We start from the raw sequence: 19,130 nt of genomic DNA, 5'->3' as shown, positions 1-19,130 counted from the left end.
CGGGAGCTCCGCGGCACCCGCGGCACCGGCCGCACCGACCACGGGGGCCGCACCCGCCGCGATCAGCAGACATCCTCCGGGCCCGCCCCGTTCCCGTGTGGGCCCCGCCGTCAGCCGAGGAGGCCGCCGATCGGGTTGCGGCCCCCGCTGCCGCCGTCGCCGCCCGAGCTGGAGCCGGGGTCGGGGTCGGTGCCGCCGGTGGTGGAGCCGCCGCCGGTGCCGGTGCTCCCGGAGGAGCTGGGGCCGGAGCTGGTGGCGGGGGGCTGCTGGGGGGTGGTCTGCCGCGGGGGCTGCTGGCCGGTGCCCTGGGTCTGGCTGGGCTGCCCGGTGCTCGCGCCCGCCGCCTGGCCCGTCTCGCGGACACCGTCCGACGACGGGGTGGAGGCGTCGGCGGACGGGGTGTGCGGTACGGTGCTGTGCGAGGGCGTGGGCTGGTGGCCGGTGGGGCTCTTGGACGCCTTGCCCTTGCGGGACTTGTCGGGGAGGGGCGAGCCGGGGAGCTGGTTGGTGGGCACGCCGTGGGGCCCGGGGACGGTGACGACCTCCGTGGAGCGGACGGCGCCGCCGAGGACGGACCCGATGAGCAGGGTGAGGCCCACGACGACGCTGGCGACGACAGCACCCCGGCGCAGGACGCGGCGGCGCAGGTCCCAGATCTCGGAGCGGGGACCGAGCTTGCGCCAGGCTTCTCCGGCGAGCCGTCCGTCAATGGAGTAGACCGGGGCGCCCGCGATGATCAGGGGGCTCCAGGCGGCGAGGTAGATGATGTCCGGCGCGTCGTAGGCGGCGACGGTGCGCCAGCTGACGGTGACCAGCAGGGCGGCGGACAGCAGGGCGCCGACGGTGGCGGCGACGCGCTGCCAGAGCCCGAGGACGGTGAGGACACCGACGACGACCTGGAGGAAGGCGATCGAGAGCCCGGCACCGACGGGGTGCGAGAGGGCGAACTCGCGCAGCGGCTCGGCCAGCGCCCACGGGTGGAGCGAGTTGAGCCACTTGACCATCGAGCCGCGCTCGCCGCCGTCGAAGTACACGGGGTCGCAGAGCTTGCCCATGCCGGCGTAGATGGAGATGAAGCCGAGGAACACCCGCATCGGCAGGAGGACGACGCCGAGGTTCATGCGGCGGCCCGGATAGTACGCGTGCCGGACGTCGTCGACGCCGCCCTGGCGCCGGCCGCGGGCCTCCTCGTCGGTGAGGTCGACGGCGGCCCCGTCGTCGTACGGGCCCCGCCCGTCGTACCCGTCCGCGTCGTACGGGCCGGGGTCGACAGGGTCGTAGGCACCGACCGCCCGGCGCATGGGGGGCAGCAGGGGTCCGCCGGAGCGGGGGGCGCCGATGACGGGGTTGGGCTGGGTCTCTTCGAGGGAGGACTCGTCGAGCCGCGGGATGACCTGGGTGCCGGCGCCGCCGCGTCCGTGGTCGAACTCGTAGGAGGCGTACGGGTCGTAGGGGTCGTACGCGGTCTCGGGGCGGCCGGCGGTGGAGTTGCGTACGGCCTGGAGGAGTCCGGTGGCGCCGGGGTCGCCGGGGGCGGACTTGCCGCTCCAGACGACGGGGGCGCGGCGGCCGCGTCCGGCTCCGGGGGCGCTCATCGCGGGAATCCTGGGCGCGCCGGCGGGGGTCACACCGCGCAGCCGTGCGCGCTGGCCGGGGGCGAGCCGCACCCGGAAGCTGGCGTGGTTGACGATGACCTGCGCAGGGTCGCAGTCCACCTTGGTCATGCTCAGGGCGGGTAGTTCGTCGAACCGAGGCGTTCTGGTGTCCACACTCATCTAACCGAGTGATGTGTGATTAGGACACTGCCTTGACCGTGCCGAAGGTGTCCGAGACCCGTCAACAGGTGGTGGGGGGTTGCGCGGGGGCGCGTGCACGTGCGCGCGCGCCCCCTCGGCCGGGTCGGTCAGGCGCGGCGGCGCGCGACCTCGTACATGACGATGCCGGCGGCGACACCGGCGTTGAGGGATTCGGCGCCGCCCGGCATGTTGATGCGGACGCGGTAGTCGCAGGTCTCGCCGACGAGGCGGCCGAGGCCCTTGCCCTCGCTGCCGATGACGACGACGACGGGCCCGCCGAGCGCTTCGAGGTCCTCGACGGTGTGCTCACCGTCGGCGGCGAGGCCGACGACCGCGATGCCCTCCTTCTTGAACGCTTCGAGGGCGCGGGTCAGGTTGGTGACCTTGGAGACGGGGGTGCGGGCCGCGGTGCCGGCCGAGGACTTCCAGGCCCCGGCGGTCATGCCGGCGGCGCGGCGCTCGGGGACGACGACGCCGTGGCCGCCGAAGGCGGAGACGGAGCGGACGATCGCGCCGAGGTTGCGCGGGTCGGTGACGCCGTCCAGGGCGACGATGAGCGGGTCCTCGCCGTTGTCGTGCGCCGCTTCGAGGAGGTCCTGCGGGTCGGCGTACTCGTAGGGCGGGACCTGGAGGACGAGGCCCTGGTGGTTGAGCCCGCCCGTCATGCGGTCGAGCTCGGGGCGCGGCGCCTCCATGAGGTTGATGTTGCCGCGCTCACCGGCGAGCTGAAGGGCCTCACGGACGCGCTCGTCGTTGTCGATGTACTGCTGGACATAGAGCGTGGTGGCGGGGACGCCGTCGCGCAGGGCCTCGTACACCGGGTTCCGGCCGACGACCATCTCCGAGGTGCCCTTGACGCCGCCGCGCCTGGGGGCGGGGCGGCGGTTGGCGGCCTGCTTGGCCTTGGCGGTCGCGATGCGGTTCTTCTTGTGCTTCTTGCGCTCCTCGGCGGGCGGGGTGGGGCCCTTGCCTTCGAGGCCCCGGCGTCGCTGGCCACCGCTGCCGACCGTGGCGCCCTTCTTGTTGGACGTGCGGCGGTTCCTGCGCTGGCTGTTCCCGGCCATGACCTACCTGTTTCGTTGCTTCGGTCGTGCGTACGTATAAGTGAAGTGTGCCGCCCGGCGGACCGGGCGGCATGTGGTGGGCTACTACTGGCGGGGGCCGAGTGTCCACCTGGGGCCGGACGGGCTGTCCTCGATGGCGAGTCCGGACTGGTTGAGCTGGTCGCGGATCGCGTCGGCGGCGGCCCAGTCCTTGCGGGCGCGCGCGGACTGCCGCTGGTCGAGTACGAGGCGGACGAGCGTGTCCACGACGCCGTGGAGGTCGTCGCCGCGGTCGCTCTCACCGGCCCAGTGGTCGTCGAGCGGGTCGAGGCCGAGGACGCCGAGCATGGCGCGGACCTCGGCGAGGCGCGCGACGGCGGCTTCCTTGTCGTCGGCGGCGAGGGCGGAGTTGCCCTGGCGGACCGTGGTGTGGACGATCGCGAGGGCCTGCGGCACCCCGAGGTCGTCGTCCATGGCTTCGGCGAAGGCGGGCGGCACCTCGGCGGCCGCGGCGACGGTCTCGCCGGCCTTCTCGGTGACGCGCTGGATGAAGCCCTCGATGCGGGCGAACGCCGACTCGGCCTCGCGCAGGGCCTCCTCGCTGTACTCGATCATGGACCGGTAGTGCGGGGTGCCCAGGTAGTAGCGCAGGACGATGGGGCGCCAGGTCTTGACCATCTCGCTGACGAGGACGGAGTTGCCCAGCGACTTCGACATCTTCTCGCCGGACATGGTGACCCAGCCGTTGTGCACCCAGTAGCCCGCGAAGTCGTCGCCGAACGCCTTGGCCTGGGCGATCTCGTTCTCGTGGTGCGGGAAGATCAGGTCGATGCCGCCGCCGTGGATGTCGAAGGCGGTACCGAGGTACTTGTGCGCCATGGCGGAGCACTCCAGGTGCCAGCCGGGGCGGCCGCGGCCCCAGGGCGTCTCCCAGCTGGGCTCGCCGGGCTTCGACGCCTTCCACATGGCGAAGTCGCGCTTGTCGCGCTTGCCGGTCTCGTTGTCGCCGGAGGGCTGACGCAGATCGTCCAGCTCCTGGTTGGACAGCTCCAGGTAGCCCGGGAACGAGCGCACGTCGAAGTAGACGTTGCCGTCGGCGGCGTACGCGTGACCGCGCTCGATGAGGCCGCGCATCATCTCGATCATCTCCGGGACGTGCCCGGTCGCGCGCGGCTCGTAGGTGGGCGGCAGGCAGCCGAGCGCGTCGTAGCCCGCGTTGAACGCCCGCTCGTTCTCGTAACCGATGGACCACCACGGGCGGCCCTGCTCGGCGGACTTGGCGATGATCTTGTCGTCGATGTCCGTGACGTTCCGGACGAACGTCACGTCGTAGCCGCGGTACGTGAACCAGCGGCGCATGATGTCGAAGTTCAGTCCGGACCTGATGTGCCCGATGTGCGGGGCGGCCTGGACGGTAGCGCCGCAGAGGTAGATCGAGACACAGCCCGCTGTGAGCGGGACGAAGTCACGGATCTGCCGGGCGCTGGTGTCGTACAGGCGAATAGTCACCCCTCAAGGGTAGTGGGCCCGCACCAGTGCCCCGAGCCCCTGTGGATATTTGCGGGCGCAGTTGTTACGGGGGGCGCGCGGGACCGTCCGGAACGGTCCGCGGGCGCCCCCGCGCGCGGGTCAGCCGGTGCGGTAGACGAGCGCGGTCGCGAGGCCGGCGACACCCTCGCCGCGCCCGGTGAAGCCGAGCCCGTCGGAGGTCGCCGCGGACAACGAGACCGGGGCGCCGACGGCGTCGGACAGGACCCGCTGCGCCTCCTCCCGCCGCTTGCCGATCTTCGGGCGTACGCCGACGACCTGGACGGCCACGTTGCCGATCTCGAACCCGGCGGCGCGGACGATGCGGGCGGCCTCGGTGAGCAGGGTGACCCCGGCTGCGCCGGACCACTCGGGGCGCCCGGTGCCGAAGTGCTGCCCCAGGTCGCCGAGGCCGGCGGCGGAGAAGAGCGCGTTGCACGCGGCGTGGGCGACGACGTCCGCGTCGGAGTGGCCGGCCAGGCCGGGGCCCTCGCCGTCCCAGCGCAGCCCGGCGCACCACAGCTCGCGGCCCTCTTCGAAGGCGTGGATGTCGGTGCCGATGCCGACGAGCGGGATCACCGGCGCGGGGGCCCGGTCGGGCCGTGGGGTCTCAGAAGCCATCGTTGGCCCTCCTGCGTGCGAGAACCGCCTCGGCCAGGACCAGGTCCAGGGGGCGGGTGACCTTGAACGCCTCTTCGTGTCCGGGGACGACGACGACGGGGGCGCCGAGCTGTTCGACCATGCCGGCGTCGTCGGTCGCGCCCTCGCCGCTGACGGCGACCTGCTCGTGGGCCCGGAGCAGGGTGGCCCGGTCGAAGCCCTGCGGGGTCTGTACGGCCCTGAGCCGGGCGCGGGCCGGGGTGGAGAGCACCGGCTCGGGCGCGCCGGGGGCCCCGGGCTCGACCTCCTTGACGGTGTCGGCGAGCGGCAGGGCGGGAACGACGGCGGGGGCACCGTCGCGTACGGCCTCGACGACGGCGTCGACGGTGTCCACGGGCACGAGGGGGCGGGCCGCGTCGTGCACCAGGACGGCGGAGATTGTGTCGGGGAGCGCGTCGAGACCGCGCTTCACGGATTCCTGGCGGGTGTCGGCACCGGGCACGACAAGGAAGTCGGTGCGTTCCGGCAGGGCGTACTCGTCCAGGAGGTTGCGGACCTCGGTGGCGCCCTCGGGCGGTGCGACGACGACGACCAGGGACACGTGCCGGGAGGCCGCCATGGCGCGTACGGCGTGCACGAGCATGGGGGTACCGCCGAGCGCGCGGAGCGCCTTGGGGGCGCCGGGGCCGAGCCGTACGCCGCGGCCGGCCGCGGGGATCACGGCGGCCGTGCGGTAAGGACGCGGTTGTTCAGACATCGGTTGCACTCCGAGGCTTCGGCATGTTTGTGTCCACGGCCGACGTGGGTATGGCCACAAGCGAGCCGGGCGCTGCGCCATGACTCGACCGGGACCCTTTCCGTGACCCCGGGCGAGCCGGGACACGCCGCGGCCGTTCGGGGTCGGTCTCGCACGCAGGGTTGAGCAGGATCGCGAGCAACGTACCAAGGACGTGTACGGGGGGACCGTCGGCAAGTGGCCGGAATTCGCCGTCGGATATGCGGTCCGGACATGCCGCAGCGCCCGACGACACAGCGTGAATACGGCTGGTCAGCGGGCACCGCGGCACATTATCTACGACCGGTGCGATCCGGTCGTCATGACCGGCGCCATCCGGTTCAGGATGCGAGGACCTCGTCGAGGAGAGCCTCGGCCTTGTCCTCGTTGGTGTTCTCCGCGAGAGCGAGCTCGCTCACCAGAATCTGGCGGGCCTTGGCGAGCATGCGCTTCTCACCTGCGGAAAGTCCGCGCTCACGCTCCCGACGCCACAGGTCGCGCACAACTTCGGCGACCTTGATGACATCGCCGGAGGCGAGCTTCTCGAGATTTGCCTTGTAGCGCCGGGACCAGTTCGTCGGCTCCTCGGCATACGGTGCGCGCAGCACCTCGAAGACGCGGTCCAGCCCTTCCTGCCCGACTACGTCGCGCACGCCCACGAACTCCGCATTGTCCGCCGGCACACGCACCGTCAAGTCGCCCTGAGCGACCTTGAGCACCAAGTAGGTCTTGTCCACGCCTTTGATCTGGCGAGTTTCGATAGCCTCGATCAGCGCGGCCCCGTGATGGGGATAGACCACGGTGTCGCCAACCTTGAACGTCATGTGACAGGTACCCCTTCCGTGGCTATCAAGCGTAACACGAGAATCGCTACTCCTGAATGGCGTTTTCGCAGGTCAGGGCATATCTCGGGGCTTGACAAGAGAGACGGGGACGTGCTGCGGAGGGCCCGCGGAAGACGGTATTCGCAGGTCGGAGCGGCTGTCCACCGACGGAGAAACGCGGACGTTACACACACTCCACTCCGCCTCGAAGGGGTCGAACGTCCCGTTTTGTCGGTTTCCGCTTGCTGAACTTTCCGTAGTGCGTTCGATGATGGATCACCCGTTCGGGCGTAAGTACCGATGGCCAATGAAATTGATCAACGTACGACGCCGACGGGGATTATGCGCAATGAATGCGCCACCGTCCGTGAACAGCCACGAAGCCCGGGGCGAACGGATGGCCGGAATTTGATCAAGCGCGTTATGTGAAGAGACAGCGAATGTCCGTACGTGTCCGAGCCCCGCAATCACGGGCACGTCAGGGGCGGGTCGGGTGCGAGGCGGCGAGGAGGGCTCGGTAACCTGACCGCTGACAGACCCTTAGGGCGGCTTTACCTCAGACGCCCGACCCATCCGCACCGTCCGCATGTTCAAGGAGTTGCCACCGCCGTGAGCCGCAGCCTTCGACACGGCGCCCTCGCCGCCACTGCCATCGCGTTCTCGATCACCGCGCTCACCGCGTGCGGTGCGGGCAACAACGCGCAGACGCTCGAAGTCCGTCCGGACAACGCCTCCACCCGGTCCGGCGACATCAAGGTCCAGAACGTCAACGTCATCACCCAGCCCGAGCGCGAGGCCAAGGGCCCGGCGGTCGTCACCGCCACGCTGTTCAACAACGGCTCCAAGCCGGAGACCCTGGACTCCATCACCCTGAAGGGCGGCAGCGGCACCGTGCAGCTGCACCCCGCCAAGGGGTCGGGTCCGGTCGTCGTCCCGGCCGGCGGCCGGGTGATCCTCGGCGGCCAGGGCAACGCGTCCGCCGTGATCGAGAACGGCGACGAGGCCACGGAGAACGGCAACGTGCAGCCGCTGGTCTTCAAGTTCAGCCGCACCGGCGACATCTCGCTGGGCGCCTCCGTCGTCCCGGCGACCCACTACTTCGAGGGCTTCGGCCCCAGCGCCCTGCCCGAGCCGTCGAAGACGCCGGACGCCTCGCCGTCCGGCTCTGCTTCGCCGGACGCGTCCGGGAGCCCGTCAGGCGAGGCGTCGGCCTCGTCCTCGGCCATGTGCGCGGAGTACGGGGCCGGCCTACGGCTCGAACTTGTACCCGAGGCCCCGCACCGTCACCAGGAACCTGGGCGCGCCCGGGTCCGGCTCGATCTTGGCGCGCAGCCGCTTCACGTGGACGTCGAGGGTCTTGGTGTCGCCCACGTAGTCCGCGCCCCAGACCCGGTCGATGAGCTGCATCCGGGTCAGCACCCGGCCCGCGTTGCGCAGCAGCATCTCCAGCAGGTCGAACTCCTTCAGCGGCAGGTCGACCTTGCCGCCGGAGACCGTGACGACGTGGCGGTCGACGTCCATGCGGACCGGTCCGGCCTCCAGGGCGGCGGGGGCGACCTCCTCGGGCTCGCCGCGCCGGCGCAGCACGGCCCGGATGCGGGCGACGAGCTCGCGGGAGGAGAAGGGCTTGGTGACGTAGTCGTCGGCCCCTATCTCCAGGCCGACGACCTTGTCGATCTCGCTGTCCTTGGCGGTCACCATGATCACGGGCACGTTGGAACGGCTGCGCAACTGGCGGCAGACCTCGGTGCCGGGGAGTCCGGGCAGCATCAGGTCGAGCAGCACGAGGTCGGCGCCGTTGCGCTCGAACTCGTCCAGGCCGTCGGGTCCGGTGGCCGCGATGGCGACCTCGAAGCCTTCCTTGCGGAGCATGTAGGACAGGACGTCGCTGAAGGATTCCTCATCCTCGACGACAAGCACTCGGGTCACGGAAGGGCCTCCGGGGAAGGGAATGAATCGAAGGAGTCGGGGGCGGCGTCCGGGTGGGACGCCGCGTCGCCGTTGACGATGCGCGGGCCGGCGGACGCACGGTCCCGGCCGCGTGCGGAGCCCGCTTCGGGCAGCCGCAGGGTGAAGGTGGAGCCCTGTCCCTCCGAGCTCCACACGGTGACCTCCCCGCCGTGCGAGGCGGCCACGTGTTTGACGATGGCCAGGCCGAGGCCCGTGCCACCGGTGGCGCGTGAGCGGGCCGGGTCGACGCGGTAGAAGCGTTCGAAGACCCGTTCCCGGTCCTTCTCGGAGATGCCGATGCCCTGGTCGGTCACGGCGATCTCGATCTCGTCCCCGCCGGGCACGACCACGCGACGGGCGGCGATGCCGACGCGGGTGCGGGCGGGGCTGTAGTTGACGGCGTTCTCGACCAGGTTGCCCAGCGCCGCGGCGAGCTGGCCGCGGTTCCCCCATATCCGCAGGTCGGCGGTGCCGCCGGCGGCCATGGTGATCTGCTTGGAGCCGGCCTGCTGGCGGCAGCGGTCGATGGCCTCGGCGACCAGCTCGTCCACCCGGACCGGCTCGGCGTCCTCCAGCGGGTCGTCGTTCTGCACCCGGGAGAGGTCGATCAGCTCCTGGACCAGGTTGGTGAGCCGGGTCGCCTCGATCTGCATGCGGCGGGCGAAGTGCTCGACGGCCTCCTGGTCGTCGGAGGCGTCGAGCACGGCCTCCGAGAGCAGGGACAGGGCGCCGGTCGGGGTCTTGAGCTCATGGCTGACGTTGGCGACGAAGTCGCGTCGGACCGCCTCGATGCGGCGGGCCTCGGTGAGGTCCTCCACGAGCAGCAGCACCAGCCGGGAGCCGAGCGGGGCGACCCGCGCGGAGACCGCCAGGGCCTCCCCCCGGCCGGTTCCGCGGCGCGGGAGGTCCAGTTCGACCTGGCGTATCTCGCCGTCGCGGCGGGTGTCCCGCGCCATGTTGAGCATCGCCTCGACGGCGAGGCGGCCGCCGCGGACGAGCCCCAGCGCGTACGCGGCGGAGCTGGCCTTGACGACGCTGTCGCTCTCGTCCAGCACCACGGCGGAGGAGCTGAGCACGGACAGGACCGTGTCGACACCCGGGGGGAGCGGGGCGCCGCTGTCGGGCCGCAGGGAGGTGCGCGTCGGCTTCTTCTGGTCGCGCTCGCTCCAGCGGAACGCCAGCATGGCGATCACGCCGGTACCGACACCGGCGATCGCGGCAGCTGCGGCGACCGCCGCGTTCACGTCCATGTGTCCAGGTTATGCGGCACCTCGGACACACTCCCAGCCGTCCGATGCCCTCCACGGCCACTCGTCGCCCAGAGTTCACCGAGGGGCAAGGGGCGGTTCACTTGGCCGGTCGGAATCCGACGCGTACGCCCGTCACGGTGGTGCCGTGGGGTTCGGAGCCGGTCGTCGGCGGGCCCCGGCCTCGGTCAAGGACTGGAGAGGGACACCCATGCGTGACGCGTACCACGAGGAACTCGACTCGATCGGCGAGGGCCTGGTCGAGATGGCCCGGCTCGTCGGCTCGGCGATAGGCCGGGCGACGACGGCGATGCTCGACGCCGATCTGAAGCTGGCCGAGTCGGTGATCGCCGCCGACCAGAAGGTGGACGACCTCCAGCACGAGCTGGAGGCGCGGGCCATCGCGCTCCTGGCCCGGCAGCAGCCGGTGGCGACCGATCTGCGCATCGTCGTGACGTCGCTGCGGATGAGCGCGGACCTGGAGCGCTCGGGCGACCTCGCCCAGCACGTCGCCAAGCTGGCCCGGCTGCGCTTCCCGCAGTCCGCGGTCCCGCACGACCTGCACGCCACGATCCTGGAGATGGGCCAGCTCGCGCAGCGCCTGATGGCCAAGGCGGCGGAGGTGATCGTCACCAAGGACGTCGACCTCGCGCTCCAGCTGGAGCAGGACGACGACGAGATGGACCTGCTGCACCGCGCGCTGTTCCAGCACCTGATGGACGACCGCTGGAAGCACGGCATCGAGACGGCCGTCGACGTGACGCTGCTCGGCCGCTACTACGAACGGTTCGCCGACCACGCGGTGTCGGTGGCGAAGCGCGTGGTCTACCTGGTGACGGGTGAGCACGCGGACGAGATCCAGCAGCCCGCGCAGGTCGAGGGGGCTTAGCGAGGCTCCGGGGCGGGAAGAGCGGGGCGCGAGCGGCCGGGCGCACGCCCGCGCGCACGGCTCGTACATACGTTCCTGCGCGCGTGCGCCGTTGATGCGCCCGTCCGGGTGGGCATGCAATGGGTCGGGGCGGCACGACGTGTCCGTACGCCCCGGGTCGCGGGCCCCTTGGCGGGTGTGCGGCCCTGTCGTACGCCTTGAGGAGGAACCATGGCCGATTCCCCCATGACCGAACCGGAGCGGGAGGCCGCCGCCGAGGTGGTGCCACTCACCGTCCTGGGCGCCTGCGGCTGCGGCTCGGGCTGCGGGTGCGGCTGCCAGTCCGGGGCGCCCTGCCAGTGCGGGGGCTGCTCCGGCTGACACCGCCGGGCCGCACGGGTTACGAGGGTGACGCCTCCGCCTTCGTGACCCGTGCCCCGGTCCGCGGCGACGGTGCGGCGGTCTCGGCCACCGCGGTCTCCCCCGTCGGCAGGCCGCGCATGAGCAGCCAGTACCCGGCGGCGGCCACCGTGCCCAGGAGGGCGGTCGTCGCCCACAGCCAGCCGGCGCCGTAGTGGTCGATGACCACACCGGACATCAGCGGGGCGATGAGCGCCGCGGCCGACCAGGACAGGGTGTACATGCCCTGGTAGCGGCCCCTGCCGTGGGCCGGGGAGAGCTGGACGACCAGGCCGTTCTGCACGGGTGCGTTGATGATCTCGGCGACCGTCCACACGCTGATGGTCAGCGCGTACACCCCGACGGAACCGGCGAAGGCGGTCAGCCCGAACCCGTACCCCGCGAGCAGCGAGGAGGCGACGAGCAGCCGGCGCGGGTCGCGGCTCTGGATGAACCGGGTGACGGGGATCTGGAGCACGACGATGAGGACGCCGTTGACAGCGATCGCCGTACCGAAGTCGGAGCTGCTGAGCCCGTCGGTGCCCATGGCCACCGGCAGGCCCACGTAACCCTGCTGGAAGATCAGGGCGATCACGAACGACAGGCCGACGACGCCCATGAACCGTCCGTCGCGCAGCACGGTGGAGAGCCGTACGCCGTCGTCGGCCGGCCCACCGCCGGGCACCGCCGGTGCCGAGCGCTCCGGACGCGATTCCGGCACCTTCAGGAAGACGACGACCGCGCAGACGAGGGTCATCGTGGCCTCGCCGACGAAGCCCGCGAGATAGCTGTACTCGGCGACGAACCCGGCGCCGGCGGAGGAGACCGCGAAACCGAGGTTGATGGCCCAGTAGTTGAGCGAGAAGGCCCTCACCCGGTCCTTCGCGGGGACGATGTCGGCGATCATCGCCTGGACCGCCGGGCGGGAGGCGTTGCTCGCCATGCCGACGAGGAAGGCGACACCGGCGATGGCCGCGGGATGCGTCATGAAGCCGAGCACGGCGACCGCGGCGGCGGTGGAGAGCTGCGCGGCGAGCATGGTGGGCCGCCGCCCGATGCGGTCGGTCAGCACCCCGGCCCCGAGCGAGGAGACGACTCCGCCGAGCCCGTGGAGTGCGGCGACGAGACCGGCGTACGAGGCCGAGTAGCCGCGGTCCAGGGTCAGGTACAGGGCCATGAAGGTGGCGACGAACGCGCCCAGGCGGTTGACCAGGGTGCTGGTCCACAGCCACCAGAACTCCCTGGGGAGCCCGGAGACGGTTTCCCGGGTGGCACGGGTGGCCCGTCCGAGACCGGTGGCAGACATACGGGTTCCCCCCAGGGACGTACGACGGATGGGGCCGGGGGAGGTAAGTGGCCCACCGACGCTCCGAACATTACGAATCCGCAGGACCCGCCTGCCACTCAATTGACGGGCGCCGTCAAATGTCGGAAGGCCCACTCCCCCGGCCCTGTCCGCTCTGTGACCGGTCGCGCGCGGCTCGGACGGGTTCGATTACGCTCGGACCCATGGCCGACGCACCGTACAAGCTGATCCTCCTCCGCCACGGCGAGAGCGAGTGGAACGCGAAGAACCTGTTCACCGGATGGGTGGACGTCAACCTCACCGAGAAGGGCGAGAAGGAGGCGGTCCGCGGCGGTGAGCTGCTGAAGGACGCCGGCCTGCTCCCCGACGTGCTGCACACCTCCCTCCAGAAGCGCGCCATCCGCACCGCCCAGCTCGCGCTGGAGGCCGCGGACCGCCACTGGATCCCCGTACACCGCACCTGGCGCCTGAACGAGCGCCACTACGGCGCGCTCCAGGGCAAGGACAAGGCCCAGACGCTCGCGGAGTTCGGCGAGGAGCAGTTCATGCTCTGGCGCCGCTCGTACGACACCCCGCCGCCCGCCCTCGAGGACGGCACCGAGTTCTCCCAGAGCGACGACGCGCGCTACGCGACGATTCCGCCGGAGCTGCGCCCGCGCACGGAGTGCCTGAAGGACGTCGTCACGCGCATGCTGCCGTACTGGTACGACGGCATCGTCCCGGACCTCCTGACCGGCCGCACGGTCCTGGTCGCCGCCCACGGCAACAGCCTCCGCGCCCTGGTCAAGCACCTCGACGGCATCTCCGACGCCGACATCGCGGGCCTGAACATCCCCACGGGCATCCCGCTCACCTACGAACTCGACGCGGACTTCCGCCCCCTGAACCCGGGCGGCACCTACCTCGACCCGGACGCCGCGAAGGCGGCCATCGAGGCCGTGAAGAACCAGGGCAAGAAGAAGTAAGCAGAGCTGAAAAAGCCCCCCACCTGCGGATTCTCCGCGTGGTGGGGGGCTTTTGGTGCGCTGGGCCGTCTGTGGGCCGTCAGGCTCGACCGCGCCAGAAACGCACGCGGATGTCAAGCATGATCAGTAGCGCCACCGGGATGGCGATCTCAGGGGATGCGTCTGCCCACAGCGCGAGTGCCCCGCCACCCGTGCCGATCAGAACAATTGGTAGATCACGTGGGCGGACGTCGATGCTCATGCCCGTGCGTGGGACCATGAAGTTCTCCTGCTGTGCTTCGGTTACACCGGATCAAGGTCATGACTGAAAAGCGGCACGGAGGCGAATGCCGCCCCTGGCCGGGCGGCATTCTTATGCCGCTGAGACTTTGGCATAGCTGCCACCCCTGAGCCAAATCTGCACCGCGGCCCAGGTGAATGCGGTAGGGCCGACGCAACCTCCACATCGACTGTAGAAATGTAGATGGATCCAGCAGGATGTAGCGGCTGTCCATCTCCGTGGATGAATTGTCCACGCCCGTGGACGTGGACAACGCGGCGAGCCCACCTAGGTTGACCCGACCAGGTCAGGGCTGGCCCCGTGACCAGCCCTCTCCCAGGTGACCCACTGACGCTTGCGCACCTACACCTTGACGCTCAGCTCTCTAGCGTGCGCGCAATACGAGGTCGCAATACGAGGTCGCAATACGGCATCGCAATATGAGGTCGCAATACGAGGTCGCAATACGAGGTCGCAATACGAGGTCGCAATACGAGGGCATGATGCACGCTAGGCACCCCCGCGAGTACCAGCACCCGTAGCATCTGCCCTATCGGAAGGCATTGCCGGAGCCTCAGATTTGTACGCTGCAGCAACTGCACTCCGAGTACGCTCCTGGCTCGACGGCATCAGGTGCGCGTACACCCGCAGCGTCAAGCCAGGGTCCGAGTGGCCGAGGTACTCGGCAACCGCCTTGATGCTCTCTCCAGCATCCAACAGCACCGACGCATAGAAGTGCCGCATCGCGTGCATGCCGTTCTCGCGCGACTCGGCGTGCGGCGAGCCAGCCGCGGGGACCGGAATGACTCCGGCCGATGCAAGGGCTGGTTTCCACGCCTCCTCGTTCAGCGAGGTGCGCCAGACGTGGCCACCGCGCGGGCCCATGAAGATGAGCCGCTTGGTCACCAGCGGTCCGCCCGCGACCTTCCACGGCAACGTGATCTCGACCGGCGGCAACTGCTTCATGTGGGCCCGTAGCGCGTCAGCGACAGGGCCGGGAAGCGGTACGTCCCGCAGCTTGCCGCCCTTGGGCGGGGCGAAGACCGGCTTGCTGCGGCTCAGCTTGAGCTGCTGAACGACGTGCAATGTGTCCGCCCGGAAATCGATCGCGTCCACCGCAACACCCAGGATCTCGCCTTGCCGCAGGCCGTAGCCGCCACCAAGGTCGACCATCGCCTGATACCGCTCCGGCATGCCCGCGCGCACCGCGAAGAGCCGTTCCGTCGTCCACGGCGTGACACGCTTCGTGTCCACGGTCGGCGGTCGTACCGATCGGGCAGCGCAAGGGTTCCGAGGAAGGTGCCCGTCGTCCACGGCCGCGCTGAGAGCCGCCCGCACGTTGGAGTAGATCGTCCGGGCGTACGAGCCACGCACACCGTTCGCTTGGAGCCGCTGCACCCAGTCGCGGATGTGCGCCGGCTGGAACGAACCAAGCGGACGCGTGCCGAGGTACGGGAAGGCGTGCAGCCTGAGCTGCGACTCCATCGAAGCTTGAGTGTTGGGGTCCGCGCCTTGCGTGGACACCCAGCCCTCCGCGTACTGCTGGAAGGTGGTCCGGGCGGCGCGAGGGTCGATGTACTGACCCCGCGCCATGTCCGCTTCGGTATGGGCCAGCCACTGATCGGCAAGCCGCTTCTGTCGGTCTAGGAAGCTCTTCGACTTCTCCGTGCCGTCCGGCCCGACGTAACGCGCGCGGTAGCGGGACCCCACTCCGTAGCGATCCGACTTCACCTTGCGGGGCTTACCGTCAGGGCCGGTCACGGTCACGAACCAGCGGTCCTGAATGTGTCCGGCCATCAGGCAGCCGCCTCGCTCCGGCGGGAGTCGACCCAGGCCCGTACGTCGTCGGGGTCGAAGCGGAGGTGCCGGCCGACACGGAAGCCGCGGGGTCCGGTCCGCTTCCGGCGCCACTGGTAGACCGTCTCGACGCTGGGGAGCTCGAACATCTCGACCAGGTCGTCAGGCGTCAGATAGCGAGTCGGCAGAGGAAGCGCCATGGTCACCACTCCCCCTCGTCGACCAGCTCCGTCATGGCTTCACGGGCCGGCTCGCGGTTGAGCTGGAGACCACGGGCGATGGTCGCGGCGAGGACGGATTCGCCGGGCGAGTGACCGTGGCCGGCGTACTGCCAGTCGGCCAGGGCGAGCACGGTGTCCGGGACGCGGTCCTCCAGGCCGAGGGACTGCCGTTCCTGCGCAGCGCGGAAGTCCGCGCGGGCCTGGCGGAGCTCGCCGAGGGTGGTCGAGTAGCGGCGGGACTTCGAGGAGAAGTGCCCGCGGAACCCGAGCATGTGCGCCCAGGCACGCAGCCGGCGTTCGGGGTAGAGGGGATCGAGGAGGTGGCATGCGGCGATGAGACGGCGGGCGTGGTCGGGAACTCCGTGGCGATCGAGCTCGGAGAGTTCGCCAATGCGGCGGTCCAGAGTGCCAGTATTCTCGGCCGCTTTGGTGGCGTACTTCGCGACGTAGGACGCCACAGCCTGCTCGGTGATATCGGAGCCGTCGCCGAAGGCAACGACCGGGCGGACGTCGAGTTGGGTGCCCCAGCGGAAGGTACGAGCGGGCTGATCATCGGCTGCGGGAGCGGACACCGAGGTGTAGTTGTGCCGAGCGGCTGCGCGTATTGAGTCGGTGAGCAGGTCGACGGTGGCCCATGACGGAGGAGGGGTGCCGGGCCCGTCCGGTCCGTCGATCCGCATCACGGCGTGGAAGTGGATCGCCCCGCGCTTCTGGAACTCCGCGACCTTGCCGTACGAGAGCCGAGCCGATTCCTTCAGTTCCACCTGCGTGAGTCCGGCGCGGGCCGCGATCTCCCGTCGGAGGCGAGTGGTCAACCGCATCCAGAGGTCGCCGGCGTGGTTGTTGAACAGGACCGATCCGGCGTCGTCGTACGTCTCGGGGTCCAGGGCGGTACCGAGCTCGGGTGCGCCTGCCGAGTGCCAGCTACCGCAACGGCAAGCGCCCACGTTCGGGACGGTTGTGGACCGGGCCGAAGGACGGGGCGGTAAGGGTGGCGAAGACTCGGGGGTGATCCCGGACGGTGGCAGGGACATCGCGGCGATCGTCGCCGGCCAGGCCGGCGCGGATCAGGTGGTAGGTGTCTCCGGCGTACGTCCAGGCGCAAGAGGGACAGCGGGAAGCGCGGCGGTTGCCGCAAGCGAGACGGAGACGTCCGCCGGGCTCGGTCTCGGTCGAATAGTGGTGAAGGGTCTCGCCGGTGGTCTTGTCCTTGGTGAGGGCCCAACCGGTCAGGTGGATCGGGTCGGAGCAGCCACCGGTGCGTCGGATCTGGTCCTCCCAGCGGTTGAACTCGGGGGCCGAGGCCACCCTCAGCAGGTCGCCGAGGGTGAGCCGGTCGAGCTGCGATTCAGGCATGTGCACTCCCCCGGCGGCGGGCGATGCGGTCGGTCATGATGGTGCTTCCTTCCGGATCTGTGGTTCGGGCAGGAGCACGGCTTCCGGGCGTCGGATGCTTGGCGGTATCGAGGCCGCCCGGAAGCCGGTCAGCGATGGTTCTGCGACGCCACGAGCGACCGAATGACCAGGGCGCTGATGGCGAGCGACGCGGCGGTGACGGCGACCGTGAGGAGCATGGAGACCAGGACCGCACCGACGACCAGCACCACGGCCGTGCCGCCACCGATGACGGCGACGACGGCACCGGGCGTGAGCTGAACCGTGGGACGTGCGGGAGCCATAGGGGCCGGTGCCGGGGCCTGGTGGTGCACGGCGGGGACGTCGCTCCGGGCGGTTCCAGTGACGATTCCGGTCGGCAACGGGTTGGTGGGGATCTTCGGGCGGAGCATGGCGGTTCTCCCTTCGGCGGGGGCTACTTGACGGCGGTGTCGATCACGGGGGTCAGGAGGCTGTCGGCGAGGAGGTAGCCGCCAAGCAGCAACACGAGCACGAGCCACCAGGGCGGGCTGATCAGCTTCACGCCGAGCCAGCCGACGACGATCAGGGCGAGCCAGAGCGGTACGTCCATGGCGGGTCCCCTTCAGCGGACCTTGCAGCGGTGGGTGCGGGCGGCGAGCTGGGCGGCGGACCGGCTGCTGAAGTCGGACGACCAACCGCAGCGATCGGCGGTGCACACGGCGGCGTGCTGGGTGCGGCCGTGCCGGTCGCGGTGGGTACCGATCTGCACCGGTCCGATCCGCATCACGGAGTGGAAGTGGTCGCGGGTTGGCATGGTGGGTCTCCTCTCGGGTCAGGCGAGCTGAGCGGCGATCGCGGCGGCGAGTTGGGGCGGAAATCCGAGGCGGGCGCGGAGCGTGTCGGTGTCGATCGGTGAACCGGTACGGACGCGGTGGTCGTCGGCGACCTTCCGGGCGTGGTCGACGAGCGCGGCCGGCACGGGAGGAGACGCGTCGGCGGGAGGCAGGACCGCAGACTCCTCAGCGGCAGGAATCGGCGCTGGTTCCAGCTCCGGGGCCTGTTCCTCGGTGACGAGCTCCGGCGCCGAGGGATCAGCCGAAGGCACCGCCGGAACGGGCGTGCGGTCCTCGACCGGGGTCGCGGTGTGGGCGAGGAGCGTCCCGCCGAGGAAGGCGAGCGCGGACCATCCAGCAATGCCGAAGCGCAACCAGGCCAGAGGGTGCGCGAGATCGAGGAATCCTGCGGTGGCGACGTTGGCACCGAACGAAACGACGAGCGCGATCAGGAACCAGCTCCAGGCGAGCCGGGACGGGCCGTCCTTTCGTAGCCGCCGCCAGGCAGCGACCAGGAGCAGATCAACGCTGATCAGGTAGGCCCATGCCTTCCAGCCGTCCTGGCCCGAGGCGGCGGCGAGGTCGTGGAGATGGGCGAAGGAGAGCGCGCCAGCGATCACGGCTTGGATGAGTACGGCGTCCACACGCACGGAGGGACGGGCCATCGGACTTCTCCTTTTCGGCATGGGACGGGTAGGGACTTGGCGCGGGAATGGTCACGCCGACCGGTGGGCGGGAGGTCAGGCGGTGGTGGGCGCGGCTTTGGTGAGCGGCGCGGTGGCCGAATCCGCCGTGCCGACAACGGCACTTGGGAGCTCCCCGGCGGCGTACTCGAACTCGACGAGACCCCGGAGGCCAGCGTTCGGCGCGAGGTCCTGGAGGAGACGGGCATCCACGTCGAGGTGGACGAGCTCACAGGGGTCTACAAGAACACCACGCGCGGCATCGTGGCCCTGGTCCCTCCGGTGCAAGCCCGCCGGCGGAAGCGAGCGCACGTCCAGCGAATCGACCGCGGTCGGCTGGCTCACGCCGGACGAGGTCACCGAGTGGATGTCCGAGGTCTACGCGGTCCGACTGCTGGATGCCCTCGACGAGAACGGACCCCACGTGCGAAGCCATGACGGCAAGTGCCTGACGCCAGCGCGATAGAACTTTCCCTACTTCGTCAAGGCGGCTCGCTCCGCTCGCCGCGCGCTCCCCGGCTACGCCGGTCGCGCGGCTGGAGCGAGCACCATGCTGGGGAGAAACCCCGCTGTGGCCGGGGGGGTCGGCTCCACGGCTTTAGCCACCTCCCCGGTTCGGGTCCCGCGTCGAGCAAGACCAGGGGGCCACTCGTTCAAATTCCGGGCAGGATCACAGCCTGC

At 70.5% G+C, this 19,130-nt stretch carries 19 protein-coding genes and 3 pseudogenes; 5 read left to right on the top strand and 17 right to left on the bottom strand.

Translation table 11 applies throughout. The features are described from left to right. Positions 1-110: 110 nt before the first annotated feature. From ACN6LM_RS34100 to ACN6LM_RS34075, 6 genes are all read right to left on the bottom strand, one after another. Positions 111-1,724 (bottom strand): DoxX family membrane protein, encoded by a 1,614-nt coding sequence (locus ACN6LM_RS34100; protein WP_445069255.1) that lies wholly within the window; start codon positions 1,722-1,724, stop codon positions 111-113. 179 nt (positions 1,725-1,903) lie between these two features. After that, positions 1,904-2,860, bottom strand: a complete 957-nt coding sequence (gene rlmB, locus ACN6LM_RS34095) for a 23S rRNA (guanosine(2251)-2'-O)-methyltransferase RlmB (protein WP_445069254.1) — start codon at positions 2,858-2,860, stop codon at positions 1,904-1,906. An 84-nt stretch (positions 2,861-2,944) separates the two neighbouring features. After that, entirely contained in the window at positions 2,945-4,348 is a 1,404-nt protein-coding gene (gene cysS / locus ACN6LM_RS34090) for a cysteine--tRNA ligase (RefSeq protein WP_445069253.1), read from the bottom strand. A gap of 120 nt (positions 4,349-4,468) precedes the next feature. Continuing rightward, positions 4,469-4,987: a 2-C-methyl-D-erythritol 2,4-cyclodiphosphate synthase gene (ispF, locus tag ACN6LM_RS34085; RefSeq protein WP_445069252.1), complete on the bottom strand. Its 519-nt coding sequence runs from the start codon at positions 4,985-4,987 to the stop codon at positions 4,469-4,471. Then, positions 4,977-5,723, bottom strand: a complete 747-nt coding sequence (gene ispD / locus ACN6LM_RS34080; RefSeq protein ID WP_164399919.1) for a 2-C-methyl-D-erythritol 4-phosphate cytidylyltransferase — start codon at positions 5,721-5,723, stop codon at positions 4,977-4,979. Before ispD ends, ispF begins: the two co-directional genes overlap by 11 nt. 359 nt (positions 5,724-6,082) lie before the next feature. After that, the gene (locus ACN6LM_RS34075; protein ID WP_006380568.1) at positions 6,083-6,565 is read right to left on the bottom strand and encodes a CarD family transcriptional regulator; all 483 of its coding nucleotides are present in this window, start codon (positions 6,563-6,565) and stop codon (positions 6,083-6,085) included. Between the two features lie 609 nt (positions 6,566-7,174). Between ACN6LM_RS34075 and ACN6LM_RS34070 the strand changes: the two are divergent. Beyond that, positions 7,175-7,789, top strand: a pseudogene (locus ACN6LM_RS34070) (DUF461 domain-containing protein); the annotation flags it as partial. Positions 7,790-7,813: 24 nt separating this feature from the next. Here the strand turns inward: ACN6LM_RS34070 and ACN6LM_RS34065 are convergent. Together ACN6LM_RS34065 and ACN6LM_RS34060 are read right to left on the bottom strand one after the other, a co-directional pair. Next, positions 7,814-8,494 (bottom strand): response regulator transcription factor, encoded by a 681-nt coding sequence (locus ACN6LM_RS34065; RefSeq protein WP_018519642.1) that lies wholly within the window; start codon positions 8,492-8,494, stop codon positions 7,814-7,816. After that, the gene (locus ACN6LM_RS34060; RefSeq protein ID WP_445069251.1) at positions 8,491-9,765 is read right to left on the bottom strand and encodes a sensor histidine kinase; all 1,275 of its coding nucleotides are present in this window, start codon (positions 9,763-9,765) and stop codon (positions 8,491-8,493) included. Before ACN6LM_RS34060 ends, ACN6LM_RS34065 begins: the two co-directional genes overlap by 4 nt. Before the next feature lie 208 nt (positions 9,766-9,973). Here ACN6LM_RS34060 and phoU point away from each other — a divergent pair, with 208 nt between their 5' ends. After that, on the top strand, positions 9,974-10,651 hold the full coding sequence (gene phoU / locus ACN6LM_RS34055; protein ID WP_445069250.1) for a phosphate signaling complex protein PhoU: 678 nt from the start codon (positions 9,974-9,976) through the stop codon (positions 10,649-10,651). 210 nt (positions 10,652-10,861) lie between these two features. Further along, the gene (locus tag ACN6LM_RS34050; protein WP_445069249.1) at positions 10,862-11,011 is read left to right on the top strand and encodes a hypothetical protein; all 150 of its coding nucleotides are present in this window, start codon (positions 10,862-10,864) and stop codon (positions 11,009-11,011) included. A 19-nt stretch (positions 11,012-11,030) separates the two neighbouring features. Here ACN6LM_RS34050 and ACN6LM_RS34045 read toward each other — a convergent pair whose 3' ends face one another. Beyond that, positions 11,031-12,335 carry an MDR family MFS transporter gene (locus tag ACN6LM_RS34045; protein ID WP_445069248.1) on the bottom strand — a complete coding sequence of 435 codons (1,305 nt, stop codon included), beginning with the start codon at positions 12,333-12,335 and terminating at the stop codon, positions 11,031-11,033. Between the two features lie 203 nt (positions 12,336-12,538). Between ACN6LM_RS34045 and ACN6LM_RS34040 the strand changes: the two genes are divergently transcribed. Then, positions 12,539-13,300 (top strand): phosphoglyceromutase, encoded by a 762-nt coding sequence (locus ACN6LM_RS34040; protein ID WP_445069247.1) that lies wholly within the window; start codon positions 12,539-12,541, stop codon positions 13,298-13,300. A gap of 79 nt (positions 13,301-13,379) precedes the next feature. Here ACN6LM_RS34040 and ACN6LM_RS34035 read toward each other — a convergent pair whose 3' ends face one another. The 8 genes and pseudogenes from ACN6LM_RS34035 to ACN6LM_RS34000 all read right to left on the bottom strand — a co-directional run bounded on the left by ACN6LM_RS34035 (position 13,380) and on the right by ACN6LM_RS34000 (position 18,431). Continuing rightward, positions 13,380-13,541: a hypothetical protein gene (locus tag ACN6LM_RS34035; RefSeq protein WP_445069246.1), complete on the bottom strand. Its 162-nt coding sequence runs from the start codon at positions 13,539-13,541 to the stop codon at positions 13,380-13,382. Positions 13,542-14,069: 528 nt separating this feature from the next. Further along, positions 14,070-15,356: a tyrosine-type recombinase/integrase gene (locus ACN6LM_RS34030; RefSeq protein WP_445069245.1), complete on the bottom strand. Its 1,287-nt coding sequence runs from the start codon at positions 15,354-15,356 to the stop codon at positions 14,070-14,072. Next, a complete protein-coding gene (locus tag ACN6LM_RS34025; protein WP_399474792.1) occupies positions 15,356-15,556 on the bottom strand; it encodes a helix-turn-helix transcriptional regulator in 201 nt (66 codons plus the stop codon). Before ACN6LM_RS34025 ends, ACN6LM_RS34030 begins: the two co-directional genes overlap by 1 nt. A gap of 2 nt (positions 15,557-15,558) precedes the next feature. Continuing rightward, positions 15,559-16,933, bottom strand: a pseudogene (repSA, locus tag ACN6LM_RS34020) (replication initiator protein RepSA). 128 nt (positions 16,934-17,061) lie between these two features. Beyond that, on the bottom strand, positions 17,062-17,364 hold the full coding sequence (locus tag ACN6LM_RS34015; RefSeq protein ID WP_445069244.1) for a SpdD-like protein: 303 nt from the start codon (positions 17,362-17,364) through the stop codon (positions 17,062-17,064). 23 nt (positions 17,365-17,387) lie between these two features. Next, positions 17,388-17,543 (bottom strand): hypothetical protein, encoded by a 156-nt coding sequence (locus ACN6LM_RS34010; RefSeq protein ID WP_445069243.1) that lies wholly within the window; start codon positions 17,541-17,543, stop codon positions 17,388-17,390. 12 nt (positions 17,544-17,555) lie between these two features. Further along, on the bottom strand, positions 17,556-17,747 hold the full coding sequence (locus tag ACN6LM_RS34005; protein WP_445069242.1) for a mobile element transfer protein: 192 nt from the start codon (positions 17,745-17,747) through the stop codon (positions 17,556-17,558). Between the two features lie 18 nt (positions 17,748-17,765). Beyond that, positions 17,766-18,431, bottom strand: a complete 666-nt coding sequence (locus ACN6LM_RS34000) for a DUF2637 domain-containing protein (RefSeq protein ID WP_445069241.1) — start codon at positions 18,429-18,431, stop codon at positions 17,766-17,768. A 63-nt stretch (positions 18,432-18,494) separates the two neighbouring features. Between ACN6LM_RS34000 and ACN6LM_RS33995 the strand changes: the two are divergent. Further along, positions 18,495-18,915: pseudogene (locus ACN6LM_RS33995) on the top strand (NUDIX hydrolase). Positions 18,916-19,130: the final 215 nt, after the last annotated feature.

The sequence above is a fragment of the Streptomyces sp. SAS_281 genome (assembly GCF_052542855.1).
The sequence above is the reverse complement of the archived record's forward strand: the minus strand, read 5'-3'. Positions and strand labels throughout refer to the sequence as shown.